At 39.7% G+C, this 20,520-nt stretch carries 21 protein-coding genes, 1 tRNA gene and 2 pseudogenes; 10 read left to right on the forward strand and 14 right to left on the reverse strand.

Annotated elements, in window-relative coordinates:
* Nucleotide 1: 1 nt before the first annotated feature.
* The 4 genes from ACE1CA_RS05320 to ACE1CA_RS05335 are packed head-to-tail and all read left to right on the forward strand — an operon-like array spanning nucleotide 2 to nucleotide 3,545.
* Nucleotides 2-1,219, forward strand: coding sequence for a TIGR03364 family FAD-dependent oxidoreductase (locus tag ACE1CA_RS05320; protein WP_413277308.1), 1,218 nt, complete (start codon nucleotides 2-4; stop codon nucleotides 1,217-1,219).
* Nucleotides 1,220-1,221: 2 nt separating this feature from the next.
* On the forward strand, nucleotides 1,222-1,659 hold the full coding sequence (locus ACE1CA_RS05325; RefSeq protein ID WP_413277307.1) for an NUDIX domain-containing protein: 438 nt from the start codon (nucleotides 1,222-1,224) through the stop codon (nucleotides 1,657-1,659).
* 56 nt (nucleotides 1,660-1,715) lie between these two features.
* Nucleotides 1,716-3,410 carry an iron uptake porin gene (locus tag ACE1CA_RS05330; protein WP_413277306.1) on the forward strand — a complete coding sequence of 565 codons (1,695 nt, stop codon included), beginning with the start codon at nucleotides 1,716-1,718 and terminating at the stop codon, nucleotides 3,408-3,410.
* Between the two features lie 6 nt (nucleotides 3,411-3,416).
* Nucleotides 3,417-3,545: a hypothetical protein gene (locus ACE1CA_RS05335; protein WP_413277305.1), complete on the forward strand. Its 129-nt coding sequence runs from the start codon at nucleotides 3,417-3,419 to the stop codon at nucleotides 3,543-3,545.
* Between the two features lie 118 nt (nucleotides 3,546-3,663).
* On the opposite strand, the gene ACE1CA_RS05340 is transcribed toward ACE1CA_RS05335, so the two are convergent.
* The 3 genes from ACE1CA_RS05340 to ACE1CA_RS05350 all read right to left on the reverse strand — a co-directional run bounded on the left by ACE1CA_RS05340 (nucleotide 3,664) and on the right by ACE1CA_RS05350 (nucleotide 5,673).
* Nucleotides 3,664-3,795, reverse strand: a complete 132-nt coding sequence (locus ACE1CA_RS05340) for a hypothetical protein (RefSeq protein WP_413277304.1) — start codon at nucleotides 3,793-3,795, stop codon at nucleotides 3,664-3,666.
* Between the two features lie 35 nt (nucleotides 3,796-3,830).
* Nucleotides 3,831-4,304: an after-VIT domain-containing protein gene (locus ACE1CA_RS05345; RefSeq protein WP_413277303.1), complete on the reverse strand. Its 474-nt coding sequence runs from the start codon at nucleotides 4,302-4,304 to the stop codon at nucleotides 3,831-3,833.
* 829 nt (nucleotides 4,305-5,133) lie between these two features.
* The gene (locus ACE1CA_RS05350) at nucleotides 5,134-5,673 is read right to left on the reverse strand and encodes a GNAT family N-acetyltransferase (protein ID WP_413277302.1); all 540 of its coding nucleotides are present in this window, start codon (nucleotides 5,671-5,673) and stop codon (nucleotides 5,134-5,136) included.
* 119 nt (nucleotides 5,674-5,792) lie between these two features.
* Here ACE1CA_RS05350 and ACE1CA_RS05355 point away from each other — a divergent pair, with 119 nt between their 5' ends.
* The 3 genes from ACE1CA_RS05355 to ACE1CA_RS05365 are packed head-to-tail and all read left to right on the forward strand — an operon-like array spanning nucleotide 5,793 to nucleotide 11,504.
* Nucleotides 5,793-9,647: a hypothetical protein gene (locus ACE1CA_RS05355; protein WP_413277301.1), complete on the forward strand. Its 3,855-nt coding sequence runs from the start codon at nucleotides 5,793-5,795 to the stop codon at nucleotides 9,645-9,647.
* A 23-nt stretch (nucleotides 9,648-9,670) separates the two neighbouring features.
* A complete protein-coding gene (locus ACE1CA_RS05360) occupies nucleotides 9,671-10,615 on the forward strand; it encodes a hypothetical protein (RefSeq protein WP_413277300.1) in 945 nt (314 codons plus the stop codon).
* A gap of 13 nt (nucleotides 10,616-10,628) precedes the next feature.
* On the forward strand, nucleotides 10,629-11,504 hold the full coding sequence (locus ACE1CA_RS05365; RefSeq protein WP_413277299.1) for a nuclease A inhibitor family protein: 876 nt from the start codon (nucleotides 10,629-10,631) through the stop codon (nucleotides 11,502-11,504).
* Nucleotides 11,505-11,518: 14 nt separating this feature from the next.
* Here ACE1CA_RS05365 and ACE1CA_RS05370 read toward each other — a convergent pair whose 3' ends face one another.
* Nucleotides 11,519-12,448 (reverse strand): tetratricopeptide repeat protein, encoded by a 930-nt coding sequence (locus ACE1CA_RS05370; protein ID WP_413277298.1) that lies wholly within the window; start codon nucleotides 12,446-12,448, stop codon nucleotides 11,519-11,521.
* Between the two features lie 22 nt (nucleotides 12,449-12,470).
* Complete coding sequence (locus tag ACE1CA_RS05375) at nucleotides 12,471-13,127, reverse strand: hypothetical protein (RefSeq protein ID WP_413277297.1); 657 nt, start codon at nucleotides 13,125-13,127, stop codon at nucleotides 12,471-12,473.
* A gap of 58 nt (nucleotides 13,128-13,185) precedes the next feature.
* Here ACE1CA_RS05375 and ACE1CA_RS05380 point away from each other — a divergent pair, with 58 nt between their 5' ends.
* Complete coding sequence (locus ACE1CA_RS05380) at nucleotides 13,186-14,103, forward strand: hypothetical protein (RefSeq protein ID WP_413277296.1); 918 nt, start codon at nucleotides 13,186-13,188, stop codon at nucleotides 14,101-14,103.
* A 56-nt stretch (nucleotides 14,104-14,159) separates the two neighbouring features.
* On the opposite strand, the gene ACE1CA_RS05385 is transcribed toward ACE1CA_RS05380, so the two are convergent.
* Nucleotides 14,160-14,642 carry a hypothetical protein gene (locus ACE1CA_RS05385; protein ID WP_413277295.1) on the reverse strand — a complete coding sequence of 161 codons (483 nt, stop codon included), beginning with the start codon at nucleotides 14,640-14,642 and terminating at the stop codon, nucleotides 14,160-14,162.
* Between the two features lie 356 nt (nucleotides 14,643-14,998).
* On the opposite strand from ACE1CA_RS05385, the pseudogene ACE1CA_RS05390 reads away from it, so the two are divergent.
* Nucleotides 14,999-15,250, forward strand: a pseudogene (locus ACE1CA_RS05390) (transposase); the annotation flags it as partial.
* Nucleotides 15,251-15,415: 165 nt separating this feature from the next.
* Here the strand turns inward: ACE1CA_RS05390 and ACE1CA_RS05395 are convergent.
* The 8 genes and pseudogenes from ACE1CA_RS05395 to ACE1CA_RS05430 all read right to left on the reverse strand — a co-directional run bounded on the left by ACE1CA_RS05395 (nucleotide 15,416) and on the right by ACE1CA_RS05430 (nucleotide 19,597).
* Nucleotides 15,416-15,489, reverse strand: a tRNA-Pro gene (locus tag ACE1CA_RS05395).
* 46 nt (nucleotides 15,490-15,535) lie between these two features.
* Nucleotides 15,536-15,907, reverse strand: a complete 372-nt coding sequence (locus ACE1CA_RS05400) for a DUF1818 family protein (RefSeq protein WP_413277407.1) — start codon at nucleotides 15,905-15,907, stop codon at nucleotides 15,536-15,538.
* Between the two features lie 41 nt (nucleotides 15,908-15,948).
* Nucleotides 15,949-16,557 (reverse strand): hypothetical protein, encoded by a 609-nt coding sequence (locus tag ACE1CA_RS05405; RefSeq protein ID WP_413277294.1) that lies wholly within the window; start codon nucleotides 16,555-16,557, stop codon nucleotides 15,949-15,951.
* Between the two features lie 75 nt (nucleotides 16,558-16,632).
* A complete protein-coding gene (locus tag ACE1CA_RS05410) occupies nucleotides 16,633-16,866 on the reverse strand; it encodes a DNA-directed RNA polymerase subunit omega (protein ID WP_413277293.1) in 234 nt (77 codons plus the stop codon).
* Nucleotides 16,867-17,093: 227 nt separating this feature from the next.
* Nucleotides 17,094-18,046 (reverse strand): annotated as a pseudogene (locus tag ACE1CA_RS05415) (NAD(P)-dependent oxidoreductase).
* Complete coding sequence (locus ACE1CA_RS05420; protein WP_413277291.1) at nucleotides 18,043-18,174, reverse strand: hypothetical protein; 132 nt, start codon at nucleotides 18,172-18,174, stop codon at nucleotides 18,043-18,045. Before ACE1CA_RS05420 ends, ACE1CA_RS05415 begins: the two are co-directional and overlap by 4 nt.
* An 83-nt stretch (nucleotides 18,175-18,257) precedes the next feature.
* Nucleotides 18,258-18,707: a hypothetical protein gene (locus ACE1CA_RS05425; protein WP_413277290.1), complete on the reverse strand. Its 450-nt coding sequence runs from the start codon at nucleotides 18,705-18,707 to the stop codon at nucleotides 18,258-18,260.
* Nucleotides 18,708-18,856: 149 nt separating this feature from the next.
* A complete protein-coding gene (locus tag ACE1CA_RS05430) occupies nucleotides 18,857-19,597 on the reverse strand; it encodes a glutathione peroxidase (RefSeq protein ID WP_413277289.1) in 741 nt (246 codons plus the stop codon).
* A 232-nt stretch (nucleotides 19,598-19,829) separates the two neighbouring features.
* On the opposite strand from ACE1CA_RS05430, the gene ACE1CA_RS05435 reads away from it, so the two are divergent.
* The gene (locus tag ACE1CA_RS05435; RefSeq protein WP_413277288.1) at nucleotides 19,830-20,519 is read left to right on the forward strand and encodes a lecithin retinol acyltransferase family protein; all 690 of its coding nucleotides are present in this window, start codon (nucleotides 19,830-19,832) and stop codon (nucleotides 20,517-20,519) included.
* The last annotated feature ends 1 nt before the right edge of the window (nucleotide 20,520 follow it).

Below are 20,520 nucleotides of genomic sequence, written 5' to 3' on the forward strand. Positions count from 1 at the left end.
TATGAGTGAAAACCATGCAGATGTTGCTATTATTGGAGCCGGAATTGTTGGATTAGCTCATGCTTTGGCAGCTGCAAAACGGGGTTTGAAGGTAGTTGTTTTCGATCGCACTCCCACCGCAGTCGGAGCCTCCATCCGTAATTTTGGCATGGTGTGGCCGATCGGTCAGCCAGCTGGGTTTTTGTTAGATCGAGCTTTGCGATCGCGGGAAATTTGGCTGGAAGTCGCTGCAAAAGCTGGATTTCATGCCGATCGATCCGGTTCGCTGCATCTAGCATACCGTCAGGATGAATTGGATGTTTTGCGAGAGTTTGTGGAAACTCGCCACCCCCCCGTCAACGGTGGGGTAATCGCTCTCCTGACACCCGAACAGGTGATGGAAAAAAGTCCAGCCGCAGTCAAGGATAGGCTGCTGGGAGGACTTTGGAGCGCAACTGAGGTGATTGTCGATCCCCGTGAAGCGATCGCTAAAATACCCGCTTTCTTGACTCAGGCTTATGGCGTAGAATTCAAATTTAATCGGGCAGTAACAGAGATTGCACATCCAACCTTAAAGGCTGGGGATGAACGGTGGAGTTGCGATCGAATTTACGTTTGCAGTGGTGCTGATTTTGAAACTTTGTATCCGGCTATTTATCAAGAAAGTGGCATCACAAAAGTTAAACTGCAAATGTTGCGAACTATTCCCCAACCCGACAACTGGCGATTAGGAGCAGCACTTTGCGCCGGACTAACCCTGACGCACTACAAGTCTTTTGACCATTGTGCCACGTTACCAGCTTTGAAAGAAAGAATCAAAACAGAAACCCCTTACTTTGTGGAATGGGGAATTCATGTGATGGTGTCGCAAAATTATCAAGGAGAGTTGATTATTGGGGATACACATGAATATGGTTTAAATCCGAATCCGTTCGATCGCGCCGACTTAAACAAATACATTCTTGATTACTTTCAAACTTTTGCCAATCCCCCCTCATTGCACATAGCAGAAACTTGGCACGGAATTTACGCCAAAATCCTCGATCGAGGTGTTAGGGGTCAGGGGTTAAGTGATAGGGAAGAAGAAATTTCCCCAACCCCTAACCCCCAACCCCCAACCCCTTCTACCGAGTTGATCGCCCATCCAGAACCGGGAGTAACCATTGTCAATGCACTGGGAGGGGCTGGCATGACTTTATCTTTTGGACTGGCAGAGGAGGTGGTTGCAATGGAGTTGTAATTATGAAGGCAAATATTCATTTTCGCGTTAGCGTTGTCGGTTTATTTATCGATGGCGATACAGTCTTGCTGCTGCATCAAGTTACCCCACCAGAACCAGACTGTTGGGACTTGCCGGGAGGCGGATTAGAACCCGGTGAGAGGTTGCTGGACGGACTGAGGCGAGAAATTAAAGAAGAAACAGGTTTAGAGCAGTTTCAGGTGGAACGGTTGTTAACGGTAGTGGAAGGCTTTTTTCCTCAACCACAAGGACAACTTTTGCACACGCTGAATTTAATTTATCAATGCTCTCTGGACTTCAAACCGCTAACGTTTACCAGCAATGACCCAGAAATTGGTGCAAAGGGGATTCAATGGGTTGCGATCGCCGATCTAAACCCAGAAATTTGTTCAAATCGTGCGTGGAGTGCCTTAAAAGCAGCTGGCTTTATTAATTCTTGAGAAATTCAGGTTGCCAGCGTGCAAATCAAATTTTATGTGGATGTGAGGAGACTTTTATGAAAACAGAAATGAAGAAGGCAGAAAAAAGTCAAAAGATTTCTTTTAACTTTTTACTTTTGACTTTTGACTTTTCCTTGGGAATGCTGCTATTAACCATGTCGATAGCGAGTCCAGCTTATGCTAATACAGATACTAACTCTTCCGTTGAGCCTGCACAGATTGTCGATGTAGACCCAGTAACTCAACTTCAAGTAACAGCGGTTTCGCAATTATCTGATGTTCGCCCTACAGATTGGGCTTTTCAGGCTTTGCAGTCTTTGGTAGAGCGCTATGGTTGTATTGAGGGTTATCCCGATCGCACTTATCGTGGTAATCGAGCAATGACTCGCTACGAATTTGCGGCTGGACTTAATGCCTGTTTAAACAGAATTCAAGAATTAATTGCTGCTTCTAACACCAGTTCTGTAACCAAAGAAGACTTAGAAGCTTTGAGACGATTGCAGGAAGAATTTGCAGCGGAATTGGCAAATTTACGGGGTCGAGTTGATGCTTTGGAAGCTCGGACTACGAAGTTGGAAAGTCAACAGTTTTCGACAACAACAAAACTTAATGCAGAGATTATATTTGCTGTTGCTGATACTTTTGGCGATCGAGCTACCCGGAACGGTGCTGGCAACCTTAACACCGCTGGTCTTAGTGGATTAACTGCTGCTAATGAAGCGAGTTTCCGTAATGATGTCACCAACACGATTTTAGCTAGTCGGGTGCGTTTGAATTTTGATACTAGTTTTGTGGGTAGCGATCGTCTGCGGGTAAGATTGCAAGCGAGAAATATCACTTCCTTTTCTGGGAGTTTTACGGGTACAAATATGACTCGTTTATCGTTCGATGGCAATAACAACAATCAGTTTGATATTGATTACATTTACTACCGCTTTCGTCCTACTCCAAAAACAACCGTTCACCTTTCAGCTGTCAACGCTGAATATAGCGATTTGATCTACACGATCAACCCTTATCTAGAAGGAAGTGGCGACGGTTCAATCTCCCGCTTTGGACGTTACAGCCCAATTTACCGGGGCTTTGGTGCAGGTGCAACGATCGAACATAAATTTAGCCAAAATTTTGAACTAACGTTAGGCTATTTAGCTGGTGATGCGGCAAATCCTACAGATAAAAATGGTCTGTTTAATGGCTATTACTCGGCTTTGGCACAATTACTAATTCGACCAGTGAAAACTTTAGAATTAGGACTAATTTACAGCCATTCTTACTTTCCTGGTGGTGGGAATACTGGTGTCAATACTACTTTTAGTACTGGTAGTTTATTGGCTCGCCGACCTTTTGGTAATGTGAGTACCACTACTGATTCGGTGCAGTTTGGCGCGAGTTTTCGCATCACCCCAAAAGTAGTGCTTTCTGGGTGGTTTGACTATATGTTCGCTGACTCAAAAGTGAGCGATGAAAATGCGAATATCTTGAACTTTACAACCAATTTAGTCTTCCCTGATTTGGGGAAAAAAGGCAATTTGGGCGCTATTGTTTTTGGTGTTCCACCGAAAGTGACGCGAAACACGATCGCTGCTAATGAAGATCGAGATACATCTTTTCACTTTGAAGCTTTGTATCGCTACCAAATTAACAAAAATATTGCCATCACTCCGGGGGTAATTGTGATTACTAGCCCGGAACACAACAGCGACAATGATACAATCATGGTTGGAGTTGTGCGAACTACGTTTAAGTTCTAATTTTCTATGACTAGACCGACTTTACATCAGATAGTGGAGATTCTGCGATCGCGTGGCGATCGACAGTATGGTGGAGAAGCGGTCAGTCAACTAGAACACGCTTTAAGTAATTGGACAGAATTAATTACACACTGATTTTTGGCAGATTCTTTAATAGACAAGGTTTGTAGCCCAGAGTTTTGTGTAATTAACTCTGCACGGGTACAAAATTGTGGAAGCGATCGTTCTTGATTTAACCAAACAGGGTTAACCATCACAAAAGTCGATCGCATTGGGAACACGATCGCTTTTGCTCCAACCCACAAGTAAAATCTAATACTTCTTGTTGGCGTTCTTCAGACAAATTCCCGATCGCAATAATTATGCCACCGAACAGAGAAATCAATACTGGAAAATTCCAGTATTGATTGCTGCTTTAGACTATGCTTGAATTCTGATCTGAATGAGAATTGTACCAGTAATAGTTCGCGGAGGTAGCCAAGTGAAGAGCTTACGCCTAATTAGCTCGATCGTACTCTGTTCTTTCAAAGAAGATGCTTCTTCATCCCAAACAACTTGTCTAACTCGCCTTTTCTTCACCCGCAATTCAAACACTAAATCACCACTACATCCTTCTGGTAGCTTAATTGATTGTAGATGGTTTGTGAGCAGTTCGATCGCCTTTTCATCCAGTCCGATCGCGTCAACGATGCGTAGCATTATCGTGTTTTCGATCTGGAGACGAACAACAGGAATCTCTCTTGGTGAGTTGACTGCTAATTTTCTAGCTAATATTAATTTGCGTTCTTCCTCTGTAAGCTTCGGTACCGATTGGGATGCTTGTCCCCCATATCCCCGTCCTCGTAAATCCCCTACAACTGAATTGCAAGCTTGTCCCCCACGATAAGCTGTCACGCATTTAAATCACTTATTAAGATTGCAGGGGAGCAGGGGAGAGAATTAGACGAATTTTCTTCTGTTTCCAAACAATCCAATTTAAATGCGGAACAGCTTACTCTTTTTTCTAAAAGGCAAAACTCCTGTTTCCTAAGAATGTGTTTTTGTTTCAGAAGATTAGTAGCTGAATTACTTAATCCGAAATAGCAGAGATTTTATTTTGTTGTTCCTGCTATTAATTTAACCCTGTGAGTACTGCACGTAGGGATAACAAATTACTTTGCACAGCACCAATAAACTCGGATGGTACTTCAATTGCACCACTAGAACGCCGATTCAGTATTGTCGTCGGCGATGAGAAACCGGGTTTCTTTCGCTCGCACAGTCAATATTTCGTTACCCCAAGTCAAAGAAACCCGGTTTTTGGGATTACTGAATTGGTGTTCTAGCGCAGTCGATATTTTGTTACCCCAAGCCAAAGAAACCCGGTTTTTGGGATTACTGAATTGGTGTTCTGGTAACTCGATTTTCAAAGATAAATAGTTTATCGCACGCTTCCAATTGTCCTATTACCCGCGCATATTAACCGGGACCACCACTTCGTTTCTTCAGAGTATAATTAAATTTTTCACTTCCAGCTGCAACAGTTTCACGGGTGGTCATAATTCCTCCAGTCATTCGATTTTCAATTTTTGATTTTCGATTTTTGATTTATTTCATAGCTGGCATCCGGGTTTTATATCTATTTACAAGATTTTGCCCAAGGTCGTTGATGTTTCGCCTTGTTAATCTAGGTATCCTAACTTTATACTACAGTGTATTACATTAATTTCCAAGGTGTCAAGAATCAAATAGTGCCAAAATTTTTATGCTCCTGTGCGATCGCACTTTCACCATGCCAATCTACTCGATTCAAACGATAAACAAAGCACTCATCCTCACCGAATTGTCGCCACTCAACAAATTGGAAGCCAAGGCGTTCGTAGAAGCGATGAGCACGGGTGTTACTCGCAAGTGGATCGATCAATACAGCCATCACTAAAGGATCGGCGAAACATCGAGCCAGTGCTAGCTGCATCATTTTTGTTCCATAGCCTTTACCCAAATCACTCTCTTCCCCGATCCAAATATCGATCGCTCGCAGATTCTCTGTCACATTCCCCCAGTAGTGACTATCCTCCCTTGCCGGATCGATAATCTGGATAAATCCAATCGGGCGATAGTCAATTTGAGCAATTAATTGTTCCCTCCATTCGGGCGTGCGTTCCAGTTCTATTTCCCAGTTCCAGTCATCATTGGGATCGGAGGCAATCACATGAGGTTGTTCATCCCAGTGTCGTAACAGTGCCACATCAGCGGGCGTAGCAGGGCGGAGATCGATCGTCATTACTTCCAAGTTTTTCCCACAAGTATAATGTAAATGTACTATATGCGTGATTTGTTTGTGGGAATACTAATAAAGATGAGCTTTTACTTGCCGCTAATCCTGTCAAAGAGGGAGAATTTATGCCTTTACCAGAGCCAATGAATGAAGCCGATTTACAGACTTTTTTGGATAATCCCGAACGATTAGCTTCCGAAAGTCGGGATTTGCACTTAGCGATCGCCAATCATCCCACCACACCGCGCCAACTCCTCGAAGTCCTCACCCACAGTACCGATCCGCAAGTAGCGCAAACGGCAAGACTGCACGTAAATTGGGCGGGAGAATTAACTGAAAATTTGCCAGAAGCGGTAGATACAGAGTTACGAAATACGCAGTTAGGACAGAACGATCGCCTCGCCGTCGAGTTATTAAAATTTGCTCCAGTACCTGATTATTTTCTCAGTGAATGGGTTCCGAGCGAACACATAATCCAGGGACTTCACAATCCTCACTTACCCTCACGATATCGCCTCAAACTGTTAGAAAAACTCGCTAAAGAACCAACTATAGAACCAAGATTACAAGTAGCAGAATCAGTAGAAACACCATTAGCTATTCTAGAAGAATTAGCAGGAGACTTAGACTTTGCAATTCGCTTGGCGGTCAAATTTAATGCTATTTGTCCACCTGAATTAATTGAGTTAATAGAGGCACAGCACGCTATAGCTAGCGATTGGAATAGCGATCGCGAACAACTCAAAACATTAGGGCAAAGTCGTTGGAAATGGATTCGTTTAGCAGTAGCACAAAATCCATCAACTCCCGCAGAAACTTTGATGCAATTAGCGAGAGATTCTGTATTTAAAATTCAACTTGCAGTTGGGAGAAATCCTCAAACGCCTACCAATATTTTGGAAGTATTAATAGAACATCCAGAAAAAGCAATTCAGGGAACTGTAGTCACCCATCCTAACGCCACAGAGGAAATGCTGCATCGACTCTTCCCAACACACTTTCATTTGATGAAAAGTCGCCAAAATTTACCTGCTAGTATTATAGAACGTTTTTTTCAGAAAGCCAACAAAGATATACCTATTTGGAAACAAAATGATTTGCGACATTTGCTGTTAAAACAACCTAATACACCAAGCGAAATTTTAGCCCAATTAGCGAATGTTAATGTAGAGGAATTAAGAGCAGAGAAATTAGCAAACATTCAGCATATATCTGACTCAGAAATTTTAGAGAAATGGATTGAAGACGAGCTGCAATTTTTGGTTAATGTGGCGAAACATCCCCAAGTTTCGAGGGAAATTTTAGAGCGATTAAGTCAATATGAAGTTCCTAATGTTCAATTAGCAGTAGCACAAAATCCTTTAACCCCAACAGACATCAAAATGCAGTTATGGGGAGTGTTATCAAACCATCCTGACGATCGAGTTAAAACGAAAGTAGCGAAAGATTCCAATACGCCTGTTTCAATTTTGCAAACAATGGCAGAAAATGAATTTTATCAGACTAAATTATTACGAGAAATTCATCGAGTTTTGGCATCGGAATATAAACCAAATGCTTCCTCTTTTGAGTCTACTGCGGATTGGGTAATGTTTGACTTAAAACACCGAGTTTTATATCCGGCAAACATTAGGATAAATGTCGATCGCTGGATGGAAGCAATCCAAAACTTTGGCATTGTAGAGCGATTAATCGATGATTTAAAAGCTGGAGACAATCCGCCAGTATTACCTACTTTTTGGAACGAATTATTACCGGGATTACCATCAGATCAATTAAACCAAACTGTGCAAAATATTTTTGATATTTTACAACTGGTTAAAAGCCAAATCAAAGATAGTGAATTTTATCGTTCTACAGCCGTTGCATTAGTTGGTAATCCTCACACGCCAGTAGAGATAAGAGAACAGTTAAAGAATCAACTTACTCAACCTGTAAAACCGTTCTCTAGTGGCAAGGAAAATCGGGATTTACTATTAGCACTTGCTTACAATCCAGCGATTCCCGAAGCAGAAAGACTGGCATATTTTCAGCAACTTGGCTCTCAGAATTGGCAAGAAGCTGTTGCTCGAAATCCGCAAACTCTACCGGAAATTTTAGCACAAATGATGACAAAAACTGGTGTGGCTCGTCAAGCGATCGCACGCAATCCCAATGCCCCCGCTTGGATGTTAGCAGAACTAGCACAAGATAGCAATAGCACAACCAGAAGTTTTGTAGCAGAAAATCCGGGAACACCCCCAGAAATCTTGTTACAAATGGTGAGACAACCCGTTGAAAAAACGATAAATAATGTTTCTACAGTTAGAGAAACCGTACTCAAAAATCCTAACTTTTCCCCTTTAGAACGTTATCGATTACTATTAGAAAAAGAAGCAGAACAGGAAAAAGAAAATGCACATAAATTGATGATAAAACGACCAAATAGCCCTTATGCACTAACCGAAGTAATCAAAACTAGCAACAAAGAAACTCTTTACAAAGTCGCTCGTAACCCTCAAACACCGATTCAAATTTTAGAACAACTTGCCAAACATCCCGATACAATAGTGCGCCAGGTAGTAACAGAAAATAAAAATATCACTCCCAAATTATGTCTAGAACTTGCTCGTGATTCTGATAGTTCAGTTCGCGCTAGATTAGCAGGAAAAAAACTTCCTCAACAAGTTGCTGCTGAAATTTTAACAGAATTAGCTAAGGATTCCTCAGAATTTGTCAGGAGTAATGTAGCACTCAATCAAGATACTCCTAAAGAAGTTTTGAGCGAGTTAGTAAAGGATTTTTGTCAGACAGTTCGAGCCAAGGTTTTAAACAATCCAAATACACCGAGTCACGTCATAACTGAGGTAATCTTGAAAATTCAAAATAATCAGGAATTAGAGAAAATTTTCCCCGCTAAAAATCCTCAACTACCTACTGAACTGTTAGATCGATTAGCCGATAATCCCATAGATTTTATTCGATTTGTAGTCGCTGCTCATAGGAATACAGCTAGTAATACTCTGGAAAGATTGGCTTTTGATAAGTATAACTTGGTTCGTCAAACTGTAGCTGAAAATCCTCGCACTCCGACTGAAATTCTTATAGAAATGGCGAGATTAGATAATCCCGAAGAAATTGGTTGTTATCACACTGTTTCAACTAAAATTGCACTGCGAAAAGATGCTCCACCTGCTGCTTTAGAATTCATCGCTCGCAAGCCTGTTATATCAATTCGCCTTGATGTAGCAAAAAATCCTAATACACCTAGTAGCACCTTAGAATGGTTAGCAGAAAATGAAACAGACAAAGATGTTTTATGTGCGGTTGTACAACACCAAAATGCAACATCAAACATTTGGATAAACTTAGCTAGAAATGAAATAATAGCAGTCAGAGAAGCTGTAGCGGCTCAAATTGGATGCCCATCTGATATTTTAGAAATGTTAGCAGATGATGTTAGTTTAGAAGTGCGATCGCAAATTGCTGCTAATCCCAATACTCCAGCTTATATCATCGAGTATTTATCACAAGAAGAAAACTTTGCTGTTCGTGCTGCTGCTGCATCTAACCCTAACCTATCGATTACTCAGTTAGAAAGACTGGCGCAAGATGAAAAAGTCGAAGTTCGTCGTGTCGTTGCTCAGAATAATAATACTCCAGAATCTATCCGCCAAACTTTGCGAGAGTTATTATTGCCATCAAAAACTTTTCAATCTAATACAACTTTACGAGGATTAAGTCGTATTTACAAACCTAACATTGATAATCTACCCACATTGCTGTCAGAATACGTCCAATCTCCTAATGCTTTTGTCCGGTTTGTAGCATTATTGCATCCTTTAACCCCAGTGGAAGTACTACAGCAAAATGTGAAATCTTTATCTTGGATTGAACGTTATGCTATTGCTGATAATCCATCGACTCCAAACGAAATTCGCCAACAACTTATACAAGATAGTAATAAAATTGTGAGAGCAACTGCCAAAGCTGTTTTATAATTTTATTTGGGAGGTAATTTGTTATGAACTTAGAAACTGAACAACTTCTAGGAACTTTACAACTGTTGATAGAACCACCACTTAAATTTCGCCTTCCCAATAATCATTACTCATCATTCCTTACTTTTGTTTGGGATAGTGAAGAAAAAGGCGAACTAGATATCTTGAATCTAAGTTATATTGAAGACTGGATTCAACTAACGGATATTGAAGTCGCGTTGAAGAATTGGCAAACTGTTGAAAATAAAGGTTCTCTCGATCCAGATTTCGATCCGTATTATCTCAGACGCAGGAATAAAAATTATGCAGTTGATGAAGTTACGAGAGTTAAGAGAACCCAGAAATATCAAGGGATATTAGAACTTTTTTGCTCGGAACTTCAAGAGGTAGAAGTATTAAAATTTAGTTGTAGTAGGATCTATTCTTTCTGTGTTTTAATTGGCAAAACTCAAAGCAATGATTGGATTTGTATTTCGCCTACTGTTGCTCAAGAAACAAAAATCGAAAATCAATTTTCCCTTTCCGATTTACCTGAAGATAATAGCACTCATCAGTTAAGCGAAGCTAATTTAGTTTTCCAAACAAAGATTGAGAAAATTATTGCCGAATTAGAACCATTGACAATTTATGGATATTATGGAGGTGGCTATAATTACAGTTTTAATTATCATCTCGTTCTAACTGGAGGAACTACCAAAGAAAAAGCTCTAGAAAAAGCTTTACGTCAAGCAGGAATGTTAAAAATTGCTCAATTCCATCGATTTAATTTTAAGGAAATCTTCGATGAAGAGACGGAAGCCAAACCGAGATATGATTTATTAAATCGGTTTTTTCAGCAAAGTTTTTCGGAAAAGAAAATGATTAGTTGCAGTTTTTGGAACTGGATACATATTTACATTATTGGTCAAACTCGTACTGGAGATTGGCTGGGTGTGAATGTGGAAAGCGAATTTGATTTTAATCCTTAATTGGTATCCAACTATGAAACCTGAAATCGCACAAATTGTTGCTACTTTAGAAATGCTCACCGATGGTTTATACTATAGTTTAGTTGGAGATGAACCCTATAAGATTGTCACTTGGGAGATTGAAGAAAATGGAGAATTTACCTTTGAGAATTTTCTCAAAAATATTGAAGCTTTAATTCCGATTTCTGGGGAAGATTTTCTCAAAAATATCGAAAATCTGAAGCCGTTGTCTCTGATTGCAGAATACAAAAATTTAGTGGATTTATTACAATCTCATTTGGTCGATCTACAAGTTTATAGTTATTGTTTTCCTAAATTACCAAGTGGTTTATTTGCTAGTGAAGTCACCATTTTTGATGAAACTAAAACTCAACTTATTAAGGGAGTACCTGTAATTATTGGTGCAACTTCTACAGGGGAATGGATTGGATTAGCGCCTAAACAATACAATACGACAGAATCATCGCCTGAATTTAATATTCCTGAAATAACTGTTAGTGAAGCGATCGCCAATTTAACTAAACAACTCCAAGAAATTACCAATTCATTGGCTTATCCACTGCGAGAATATGAATTGACAAAAGTTCAACCAAAATGGGCGATCGCACTAACTAACAACCGACGGACTATTATCGAAAAAATTCTTGATGGAGCCCAGTTTACTGATATCCGTAGTGTTAACTCCTTTCTTCGCATCAGAAATCCTGAATATGAAACTTCGGATAAAGAGTTAAAATTAAATCAATTTTTTAACTCAGAATTGACTGATTCTAAAGTTTACAATCTCGATTTCGTAATTGCAGGAGAACATCTTACCATTCATTATCTACTAGGAAAAACTACCTCAAACGATTGGGTAGGTGTTGTGACAAATACCTATACTTGTTAAATTATAATGTTTTATTAAGCAGAAAATTTCAAGGCAGCAAGGTAAGTTTGCGTTTTTTTAGCATGGCGCTGATCGCCACAATCCCTGAAAAGACGGTGTGCAATTTGTAAATGTTCGATCGCTGACTCTTTCCAACTACGTCCTAAATAAGTTAAACTCAATCCTAGATGTGCATAAGCATCGTTCGGATTTTGTTGAACGGCTCGATGATGCTCTTCCAATGTTAGTAGTGCTGCACTAATTGCCAACTTAAAATCGTAGCTTAAAAATGCTTTTTTAGCATTGATTTTAAGGCTTTTTGTTTTACTATTCGTTCCCTCCTGGATGAGATTATTTAAAAAAGGAAAACTGAAACTTATAACCGGAGGTTTGTTAATCTCTTTTCCGATAGGCTGACCCAAAAATTGAGCAATTTCTGTAGGGATTTTATGTCCAATTTTTGATAGGTTTTGTTCCCAAATAGCCAGGTAGGTATCGATCTCACTAAAATAAAGCACCAGATACTCTTCAAACTCATCGACGGTATCAACTGTCATGGTGTGAACAGATGTAATTTTCTCCAGGGGAAAGCGCAAATACTCCATCAAAAATGGAGGAGAGAAACCAATTACCGATCTGGCTTTGAAGACAAGCCAGGGATGCTTACCATGCTTTGTGTAAATTAGTAATCCTGAGTTTTTATTAAATTCTAGATTCTCTTTTGTTCGCCATTTTGAGAAAATGAGAGATAGTCCCACGTAAATCAGAAATGGGAACAATATGCTCCCGATTTTTAGAAGTGTAGTACCGTTAAGCTGACCGATTAAATATCCGAAAATAAGGAATAAGCAAACACCAATGCAAGTAGCTCCTTGTATCATAAGGTGGGATCTACTGGGAGTCATTTTTTCTATAATTAGCTTGTTTTGATTATGATTAATTCTGAACGATGTTGGTGTTGACATAGGTAGATTCTCAAGTTTACTCTTACATAAGTTCTGGTGGATAAGAGACATTAAAAACATAACTGCGGACTTGATGCTGCGATCGCCACGCAATCCCATCTCCAGAAGTTCGTGCTGCTGCAAGAAAATCCCCTTGCTGGTTAAAAACCTCTAGCCAACCATCTGAGCCATCGGTGACAGTGCGAATAATTAATGTGTCCTGACCTTCAATGGTGATTCTGAGTCCATAAACATTTCCTCTGTCTTGCTTGGTAATATGTTCGCTATAAAATTTGTAAGACTCCCAAATGCCGATCGGTAACTCAATCTGCTCTTCTTCAATTCCTGTGCATCTTGGATCGAATTGAATATCCCCCTCATCCTCAAGAATTCTACGAGCATCACTGAGCATACAATTAGGCATTTTGTAATTCTTTAAGTAATCACCAAAATGAGTGCTGTATAAGGAGTCTCCAGACTCAGGCGTATGCCAAATTAGTTCGAGGTCAAAGGCAAATCGTAACGTCCTCAAGTAGGGATAAATAGTTGTTTCATCTAACGCAAATGCTGGCTCAACCCCTAATCCATGAATATGAAAATTCCAGTTTCTCGCAGGAAAGGTCAGGGGTTGTCCTTCGTCGTAAACCCGTCGATATCCTTGGGAATAAAATTGCTTGACTGTTTTCGCTGAAAGATTCATAGTGTTAAGTCATAATCATTATTAGATTGTACTAAAATTTGCGGAAATTGGAAAAATTATGAAATCAGAAACAGAACAACTCCTAGCAACATTAGAAGTTATTGTCGGTAATCCATTTATTTGTACGTTTGTTTGGGATACAGAAGAACAGGGGGAATTTAATCTTTGGAATTTAGCGATCGCCCAAAATTTTGTCAGCTTGACTGATGTGGATTTAGCGATCGCTCATTGGCAATCTGTCGAACGTTGGGGAACCCCTACCGAGCAAACTAAAAATTTTGAATATGCACCTCCAAGAAGTCAACGTAAAGATGGATGGAATGCAGAAATTGAAGCCAAACGATTTGAATCATATCAACAATTGTCACAGCTTTTGAAAGCAGAATTATCAGATTTACAAGCTTTTAAATTAAGCGTTCCTCAAGGATTATCTGACTCTTGTGAATGGAGACATCAAGACTATTGTGTTTATATAATTATCGGAAAAATTGCCGATGAAAATTGGCTTTGTTTATTGCCAACTGTTCCCGATCAAGTACATAATAAAGGTTTGGCTCAAACAACACTAACAAATCCCATTAAATCCCCAACTACTAAAACTTTAGAACTGCAATCTAAAATTAGGAGTATTTTAGCTGAACTTCCAGCTATTACTCTTTATGGCTACTATTATGGCGCTTATAATTACACTTATCAACATCAAATAGTATACGCCTTTTCTCAGTCAAAAGCATTAGCTATTGAACTGGCTTTACAAAGTGCAGAAATGCTAACAGTTGAAAAAACCAACGTTGAATATGCTTCTGATGAATACAACAGTCAAAAACTGAGTCAATTTTTTAATGCAAATTTGAACGATCGCACCATCTATACCCTGAACTTTTGGGAGATTAGTTACAATTACGAAATCGGAAAAGCATCGACTGGAGATTGGTTGGGAGTGCGATCGCTCTGGGAATTTGAATATAATCCTTGACAAAGCTTTCTCTTGTTCCACAATCATCTCTTGGAAACGAGCCGCTGCTTGCTCTGTCAGGGGAATTTGGACTTCCCCGGTATGAACGTTGGCTTTAAACACGGTGCGCTTGGACTCGTTTCTGAAAGTTGGGGCGTGTTATCGCTTTGAGCAATGGCAGAAGGTGAATCGATTTGTGGCAATTGAGTTTCAGGTAATCGAATTGATTCGCGATCGATCCTCAGCATAACCGACCTACCGCCCTTATCAGGGGAAAGCATTGCCTCGAAAGTAGTTCCAGGGGGCAATTTAGGACTGTCGGGGGAAAATGTACCCAAATTTTTCCCGTCAAGCTGGATAATGGGAGTACCTTGAAATCGATAATACTTTTTGTGAGTGGGAAGTAAATCGATCGTCCCCACTTGCAAAGTAACTTTTTGCTCCTTCCATTTTGAGTTGGAAAAATCCTCTTCTGAATAGTCATTATCGGGATGTTTAACATTAACAACTTCTATTTGGTTGACCCGATAATTTGACAAAGCATCGCAGATTTCATCCATGAATAATTTGTAGACAAGTGCGCCTTTACCTGCTTTATCTTGAGATTCAATCCACCGACAATCGACGGGAGGAACGATGAGGAGTCGCCTTCATTTCTTTCCCGAATCCTGTCAACGCTATTATCTAATTTCCACTGCTTAAGTCCCTGATTTTATGCTCTGAACAATTTGACAAATTAATCATTTTTTCCCGGACTTGACTGTTTATTGTCTAGTCCTACTGGCTCATTTTTATTTGTTCTACTTTCACTCTGATTCTCTCTATGTCCGGCAGATTTTCACTGCAACCACTCTCCAGCAAGCAAAAGATTTTTCCGTATTATCTAATGCTACATTTTGAAGTGCGGAATGTGGGTTCTATTGAAGGGAAATTTGGTCAAGGAAAACGAGGATTTAGTTTGAATCGCATCATGACTAAATTGGCTCATACTTCCGAAACTGCCATTGCTATTACCTTTTTAGTCATGAATCTCTCTGTCATTCTCCGACAGATTTTTTGGTCAATTTTTGGATTCAATTACTTTTTTCGAGTGACTGATTATCACAGATTATCTGTTAATTCATTAACCCGAAGAAAACTTATTTATCACTCTTACTCTGTTAGCTAGTTAATCATTCTGCTCCTTTTCTCCTACTTTTTCAGCAAGCCCTAAGTACTTATCCTTTAAGGTGGCTCAAATCGACATAGTTTGTCATAGCCATTGATGGTGTCTGGCAACAGAAAGTATGCTACTTTAAAGGCCAAAACCCGCTCTATAAGCGGGTTTTGTTAATCGGAGCGACACGATTTGAACGTGCGACCCCCACTACCCCAAAGTGGTGCGCTACCAAGCTGCGCTACGCCCCGATTTGTTTTCGCTTGTCTAGTATAGCACGAACAAAATAATCTGCAACTAGAAAACTTGGAAAATTTGAATTGCTTGCAATAAGTGGGGGACTGCTTCGGCTGACCAGCTGCCTTCGCAACGCCGATCGCCATTTACAATCAAATGCAGACTGTAAGAATGAGGATAACCTTCCACTTCCAGCCAAATTAAGTCTGTTTCGGCTTCAGTGGCAATTTTTTCCTCATCCATTAACTCACTCGCCATTTGTTCCATTGTGGCTGCTAATTGCGAGAACAAGCGGCAAAAGTCGTTTAACTCGGCTTCTGTGAGTTCGATCGCCCAATCATCCCCACCCACCAAACCCTGAAATTTTTCAGCTTTCGGGTTCCAACCAATTCGCCAACCTGCACCACTTTTAATCAATTTGTCATTTGTCATTTGTGATAAATCATGAAAATCCTCAAATCTGAAAATCCTGGTCACGGTTGGAGTTGCTGTGCGTCTCCTGGTTGAGGTAAAGAAGGTAAAGACCTACCAGGGTTGGGAGTGGGAGTTGGTGTTGGGGTGGGTTGAGATTCAGCGGCGACGTTGGGGTTAAAAAGACTGACGATGGTGTTGACTAAAGCATCTCTTTGGGAACGAGTCAGGCGAGTAATCACGGCGCGATCGCTATCCATCGGATTTTGCCGCAAAGTATCTCCACCCGGATACACACCTTCAAACATTACATCATTTGCGCCCAGATAATCTGCGATCGTCAATTTCCAATCCAAGCGGTAAATCGGGGGACGACCTTTAACAAACAGATGATATCGAATTAAGCGACCGACTAAAGTATTACTTGTCGCCTGTTTTCCCGTTTCCTTGCTGATATATTGATTTTCTTTGGGGAAATCTGGCAGCAGTTCATAAACTCTTTGCCAAACACTCTCCACTGTAATTCTTTGGGGATTCTGACTTGGTGCATCTTGTGCTAGTACAGGTTGGAGAGAGAATAAATTTGGGTTGATTGATGGGATGTGCGATCGCAAAACCACTAAACCCAAAATTGTTAAGGCTACAAGTGCAAATCTCGCTTTCTTAGTCATTGGTTATCGGTCATTAGTCATTGATCATTTGTTATTGTTCACTAACAAAGGACAAAAGACCAATGACTAATTACACTATTCGCCAATAATTTCTGGTTGAGTCAACTCATCAGACATTTCAATGATTGCCCGAATTACAGGTTTCATCATCGGATCGTCTATATTTTCAAAATCTTCATAACGGCGACGTTTGGCGCGATTTGCCACCTGTACCGTAATCCGATAACGGTTGGAAGCTGCTTTAATTAATTTTTCCGCATCATACATCACTTGGGTTTGGCTAGTCTCAAATTTGGAGCGCTTGTACATAAAACCCTGTTCTAAAGGTCATATTCCAGTGTAGCAGAGGGGCAGGCAGGGGAGATGGCAGGGCTGTTTCACGCTAAGGTGAAATCGGCAAAAGAAAAAATTCTCCGCTCGATCGCCAAATGGGGGTAGGGGCAATTCATGAATTGCCCCTACTTAATTAACTCGCTCAGGTTTACTTATTCAGTGCTGGAAAGCCATTATTTCCAGCCAATCCCCAATCCCCAAACTCAAGGATTCACCGCACTAAATAAAGCCGAATAATCAGCATCAGCAAGCCCCATTTCTTGAGCAATTTCTAAAATTTGCCGCACGCCTTCCAAACTGTAAGTATTTAAGTTATTTGACTGCGCTTGGTTAAGGAACAAATTTGTATCTTTGAGTAGGTGTTTGGTCGGAAAATTAGGATTAGTATAGCGTTTCTCGCTCCGATGAGGTACGGCTCTACGAGCTTAATTGCTTATTAATCAAGGGTTTTACTGTACCTCACTTAAGTAGGAATTGCTATAAAATCTCTTTCCAACATTCGCTTTAGTTTCTTGTCGAAAGTTGGTGCATATAAAGCACTTTGGCGTAAAAGTTCCATGAAAATTTCTACTTCTACACCTTGTTTTTGGACTAAACTTAAACTCAATGCAAAGGCAGTAGTTAGGGAAGCAATTAATTGATTTAGTGCTAATTTAACTGCGGCTGCTGTACCTACTTCACCAATTAAACGAGGTTCTGAACCGAAGTTTTGTAATAGATTTGACCATTTAGCAAATTGTTCGGGAGTTGCACCTAACATGACGATTAATTTGCCAGCTTTGGCTTCAGGAATACTCCCTAAAACTGGTGCTTCTAAATACTCACCTCCAGCTGCAATTACTTGCTGTTCAATCTGTTGGCTTTCTTGCGGGGAAATGGTTCCCATTTGAATAATTGTGCGTCCTTTAAGGTGAGTTTTGGCACTTTCAGAAAGTAAAACTTGCTCAATTGCGGCAGCGTTGGTGAGCATTAAAATTATACAATCGGCAGAGGCGATCGCACTTTCTGGCTCCTCAACCACTTGAGCACCCGCTGCTTTTAATTCTTCCACCTTTGATGCCGTGCGATTGTAAACAACCACAGGTATTTTAGCTAACAACAATCTCTGCACCAAAGGCTTACCCATCAACCCAGTTCCCAAAAATCCTACTTTCATTGACTGCTCACTCGAATTCCACAACTTAAAACTATACCTTGATAATTAATTAACCATTGCCACAAAGGTTGTAAATCTTGTTCATTGCATTGATAGGAAAGATTTAAACCTTTAGTAGCAATACCCATTTGTTGCAGTTTTTCCTCTTTCTCTAAAACCTCTAAATTCCTTTGAACTTCTTTAGCTTGTTCGTGCTTAATTAATTTCCTGTTTAATTGACATTTATTTCTTGAGAAAACGCCAATGCTGCTTCATACGCAGCTTGGTAATCTTTACCGCCTAACATTACCTCACCGTAATACTCGTAAGGCATTTTACCATACACTGGAAGCGGGTTATCTTCTGGATAATCTTCCTTCGCTTCTTCAACGGCTGCTATTAGTTGCTTCACAGTCAAACAATGTGCTGGAAAATAATATAGTTCCTCCGCCTTCTTATCCCAAAGGGTAAAGGATGGATCGACAACATTATTATCCAATTCAATCCAACTATGTTCGATCGGTGGCAAACTTTCTCCCGCAACAATTAAAAAACCCTGAACATAAGTGCATTCAGGATGCAGTAACGCTGCTTTGTAAGCATTTTCAAAGGCATTTTTAGCCAACTTTTTCAGAGATTGACCAACTTGTATTGAGAGATTAGCATTTAACGGTTTATTCATAGCTAATACCATAACATTTTTTTATTATAAACAGTAATAAGCAGAAATTGATAAAAAATATTGACTGTTACTAGCAGAAACATTTTGCCAACCACAGTCAACATTAAAATTAAAAATTTTCAACCTATTGTTGCTACAATTTTCTGAAATTACAGATTGTGAGCGCTTAAATACTCAGCTAATGCTTCCGATCCGCCAATCAATTTACCGTCAATAAATACTTGTGGTACAGTTTTTGCACTAGTCACAGCTTGCAAAGAGCGGGTAGTAATATCTTTACCTAAAACTATTTCTTCAAAAGGAATTCCCCTGTCTTTTAAAGCAGCTTTAGCACGCGCACAAAAAGGACAACCAACTTTTGTAAACAGAGAAACTAACTGAGGTTTAGCTGCTTCAGGGTTGATGTATTTGAGCATTGTTTCGGCATCAGAAACTTCAAAAGGATCGCCTTCTACTTCCGGTTCAATAAACATCTTTTCGATTACTCCATCTTTGACTAACATAGAGTAACGCCAAGATCTTTTACCAAAACCTAAATCACTTTTATCTACTAACATTCCCATTCCTTCAGTAAATTCTCCATTACCATCAGGAATAAATTTAATATTTTCTGCTTGTTGATCTTTCTGCCACTCTTCCATTACAAATGGATCGTTTACCGAGATACAAATAATATCGTCTACTCCATTTTCTTTGAAAGTTGCGTACAGTTCATTGTAACCAGGAACGTGAGTGGAAGAACAAGTGGGAGTAAAAGCACCGGGAAGAGCAAAAACCACAACTGTTTTCCCTGGAAATAACTCATCAGTGGTTATATTCAACCATTGACCATCTTTACGAGTTCTAAAAGTTACATGGGGAACTTTTTCCCCTTCACGGCTTTTCAACATTATTCCTATCTCCTGATTTTGTTAGGTTTTGCTGATAATAACACGATTTGTTAGATAATTCTTTATTAAGAAAACATTAATACGATCGCACGCAATTACCACAATTATCAAACAAAAACAGTTGTGGCTAATTAGTTCAATTCATAAAATGCCAAAATCGAGGAAAAGTTTTTCTGTATAATAAGTTAAGTTATCCTTAGCTGTAAAGTTTAAAGACTAAAGGCAAAAATATATGGCGCGAGGCGATCAAATCTATGCCATGAGACACTTTATTAACATTAAAGGTGTTTACGAACATCATGGGATTGACTGCGGTGACGGTACAGCTATTCATTACCGTAAACCTAGCGAGACAATTGAACGTACTTCTTTAGAAACTCTCTCTCAAGGTGGCATAATTTATGTTAAAACATATCAAGTTTCTTTCATTCCCGATGTGGTTATACGTCGCGCCGAAAGTCGTTTAGGAGAGAGAAAATATAACTTACTTTTTAATAACTGCGAACATTTTGCTACTTGGTGTAAAACTGGAATTAGCTTCAGTCAACAGGTAGTAGATTTTATTCCCATGTTACGTTATATCGATGTCGATACTTTATCTGAACCTATGAATCGTTCTTTAAAAGATGGTAATCAAGATGAATCTAGTCGGTTAGTTAATGAAGCTCTTTCTCAAATCCGAACTACTTGGGATAACATACAACCTCAATACACTCAAAATCTTAAAGAAATGAATGACTGGGAAAAAGTAGCTAAGGAAGCTTTAAAGCGAAACCGGGAGGATTTAGCCAGAGCAGCATTACAAAAAAAACAAAAGTATAAACAACAAGCTATGCAACAAGAAGAAATGTTGCAAAAGTTAGCCAAAATGACTCAAGATCTCATTGAAAAGCAGCGAGATAACCAACAAATACAGTTTTAAT

The sequence above is a fragment of the Floridaenema evergladense BLCC-F167 genome, from assembly GCF_041929205.2.
Classification (GTDB): Bacteria; Cyanobacteriota; Cyanobacteriia; order Cyanobacteriales; family Aerosakkonemataceae; genus Floridanema; species Floridanema evergladense.

Bases quoted from the DNA above. Each gene is read 5' to 3' on its own strand.
- ACE1CA_RS05360 (WP_413277300.1), top strand. From the start codon at position 9,671: ATGAACTTAGAAACTGAACAACTTCTAGGAACTTTACAACTGTTGATA.
- ACE1CA_RS05410 (WP_413277293.1), bottom strand. From the start codon at position 16,866: ATGTACAAGCGCTCCAAATTTGAGACTAGCCAAACCCAAGTGATGTAT.
- ACE1CA_RS05335 (WP_413277305.1), top strand. From the start codon at position 3,417: ATGACTAGACCGACTTTACATCAGATAGTGGAGATTCTGCGATCGCGT.
- ACE1CA_RS05375 (WP_413277297.1), bottom strand. From the start codon at position 13,127: ATGAATCTTTCAGCGAAAACAGTCAAGCAATTTTATTCCCAAGGATAT.
- ACE1CA_RS05405 (WP_413277294.1), bottom strand. From the start codon at position 16,557: ATGACTAAGAAAGCGAGATTTGCACTTGTAGCCTTAACAATTTTGGGT.
- ACE1CA_RS05330 (WP_413277306.1), top strand. From the start codon at position 1,716: ATGAAAACAGAAATGAAGAAGGCAGAAAAAAGTCAAAAGATTTCTTTT.
- ACE1CA_RS05370 (WP_413277298.1), bottom strand. From the start codon at position 12,448: ATGTCAACACCAACATCGTTCAGAATTAATCATAATCAAAACAAGCTA.
- ACE1CA_RS05355 (WP_413277301.1), top strand. From the start codon at position 5,793: ATGCCTTTACCAGAGCCAATGAATGAAGCCGATTTACAGACTTTTTTG.
- ACE1CA_RS05430 (WP_413277289.1), bottom strand. From the start codon at position 19,597: ATGTTGAAAAGCCGTGAAGGGGAAAAAGTTCCCCATGTAACTTTTAGA.
- ACE1CA_RS05425 (WP_413277290.1), bottom strand. From the start codon at position 18,707: ATGAATAAACCGTTAAATGCTAATCTCTCAATACAAGTTGGTCAATCT.
- ACE1CA_RS05320 (WP_413277308.1), top strand. From the start codon at position 2: ATGAGTGAAAACCATGCAGATGTTGCTATTATTGGAGCCGGAATTGTT.
- ACE1CA_RS05435 (WP_413277288.1), top strand. From the start codon at position 19,830: ATGGCGCGAGGCGATCAAATCTATGCCATGAGACACTTTATTAACATT.
- ACE1CA_RS05385 (WP_413277295.1), bottom strand. From the start codon at position 14,642: ATGGATGAAATCTGCGATGCTTTGTCAAATTATCGGGTCAACCAAATA.
- ACE1CA_RS05365 (WP_413277299.1), top strand. From the start codon at position 10,629: ATGAAACCTGAAATCGCACAAATTGTTGCTACTTTAGAAATGCTCACC.
- ACE1CA_RS05325 (WP_413277307.1), top strand. From the start codon at position 1,222: ATGAAGGCAAATATTCATTTTCGCGTTAGCGTTGTCGGTTTATTTATC.
- ACE1CA_RS05420 (WP_413277291.1), bottom strand. From the start codon at position 18,174: ATGGGTATTGCTACTAAAGGTTTAAATCTTTCCTATCAATGCAATGAA.
- ACE1CA_RS05400 (WP_413277407.1), bottom strand. From the start codon at position 15,907: ATGACAAATGACAAATTGATTAAAAGTGGTGCAGGTTGGCGAATTGGT.
- ACE1CA_RS05380 (WP_413277296.1), top strand. From the start codon at position 13,186: ATGAAATCAGAAACAGAACAACTCCTAGCAACATTAGAAGTTATTGTC.
- ACE1CA_RS05350 (WP_413277302.1), bottom strand. From the start codon at position 5,673: ATGACGATCGATCTCCGCCCTGCTACGCCCGCTGATGTGGCACTGTTA.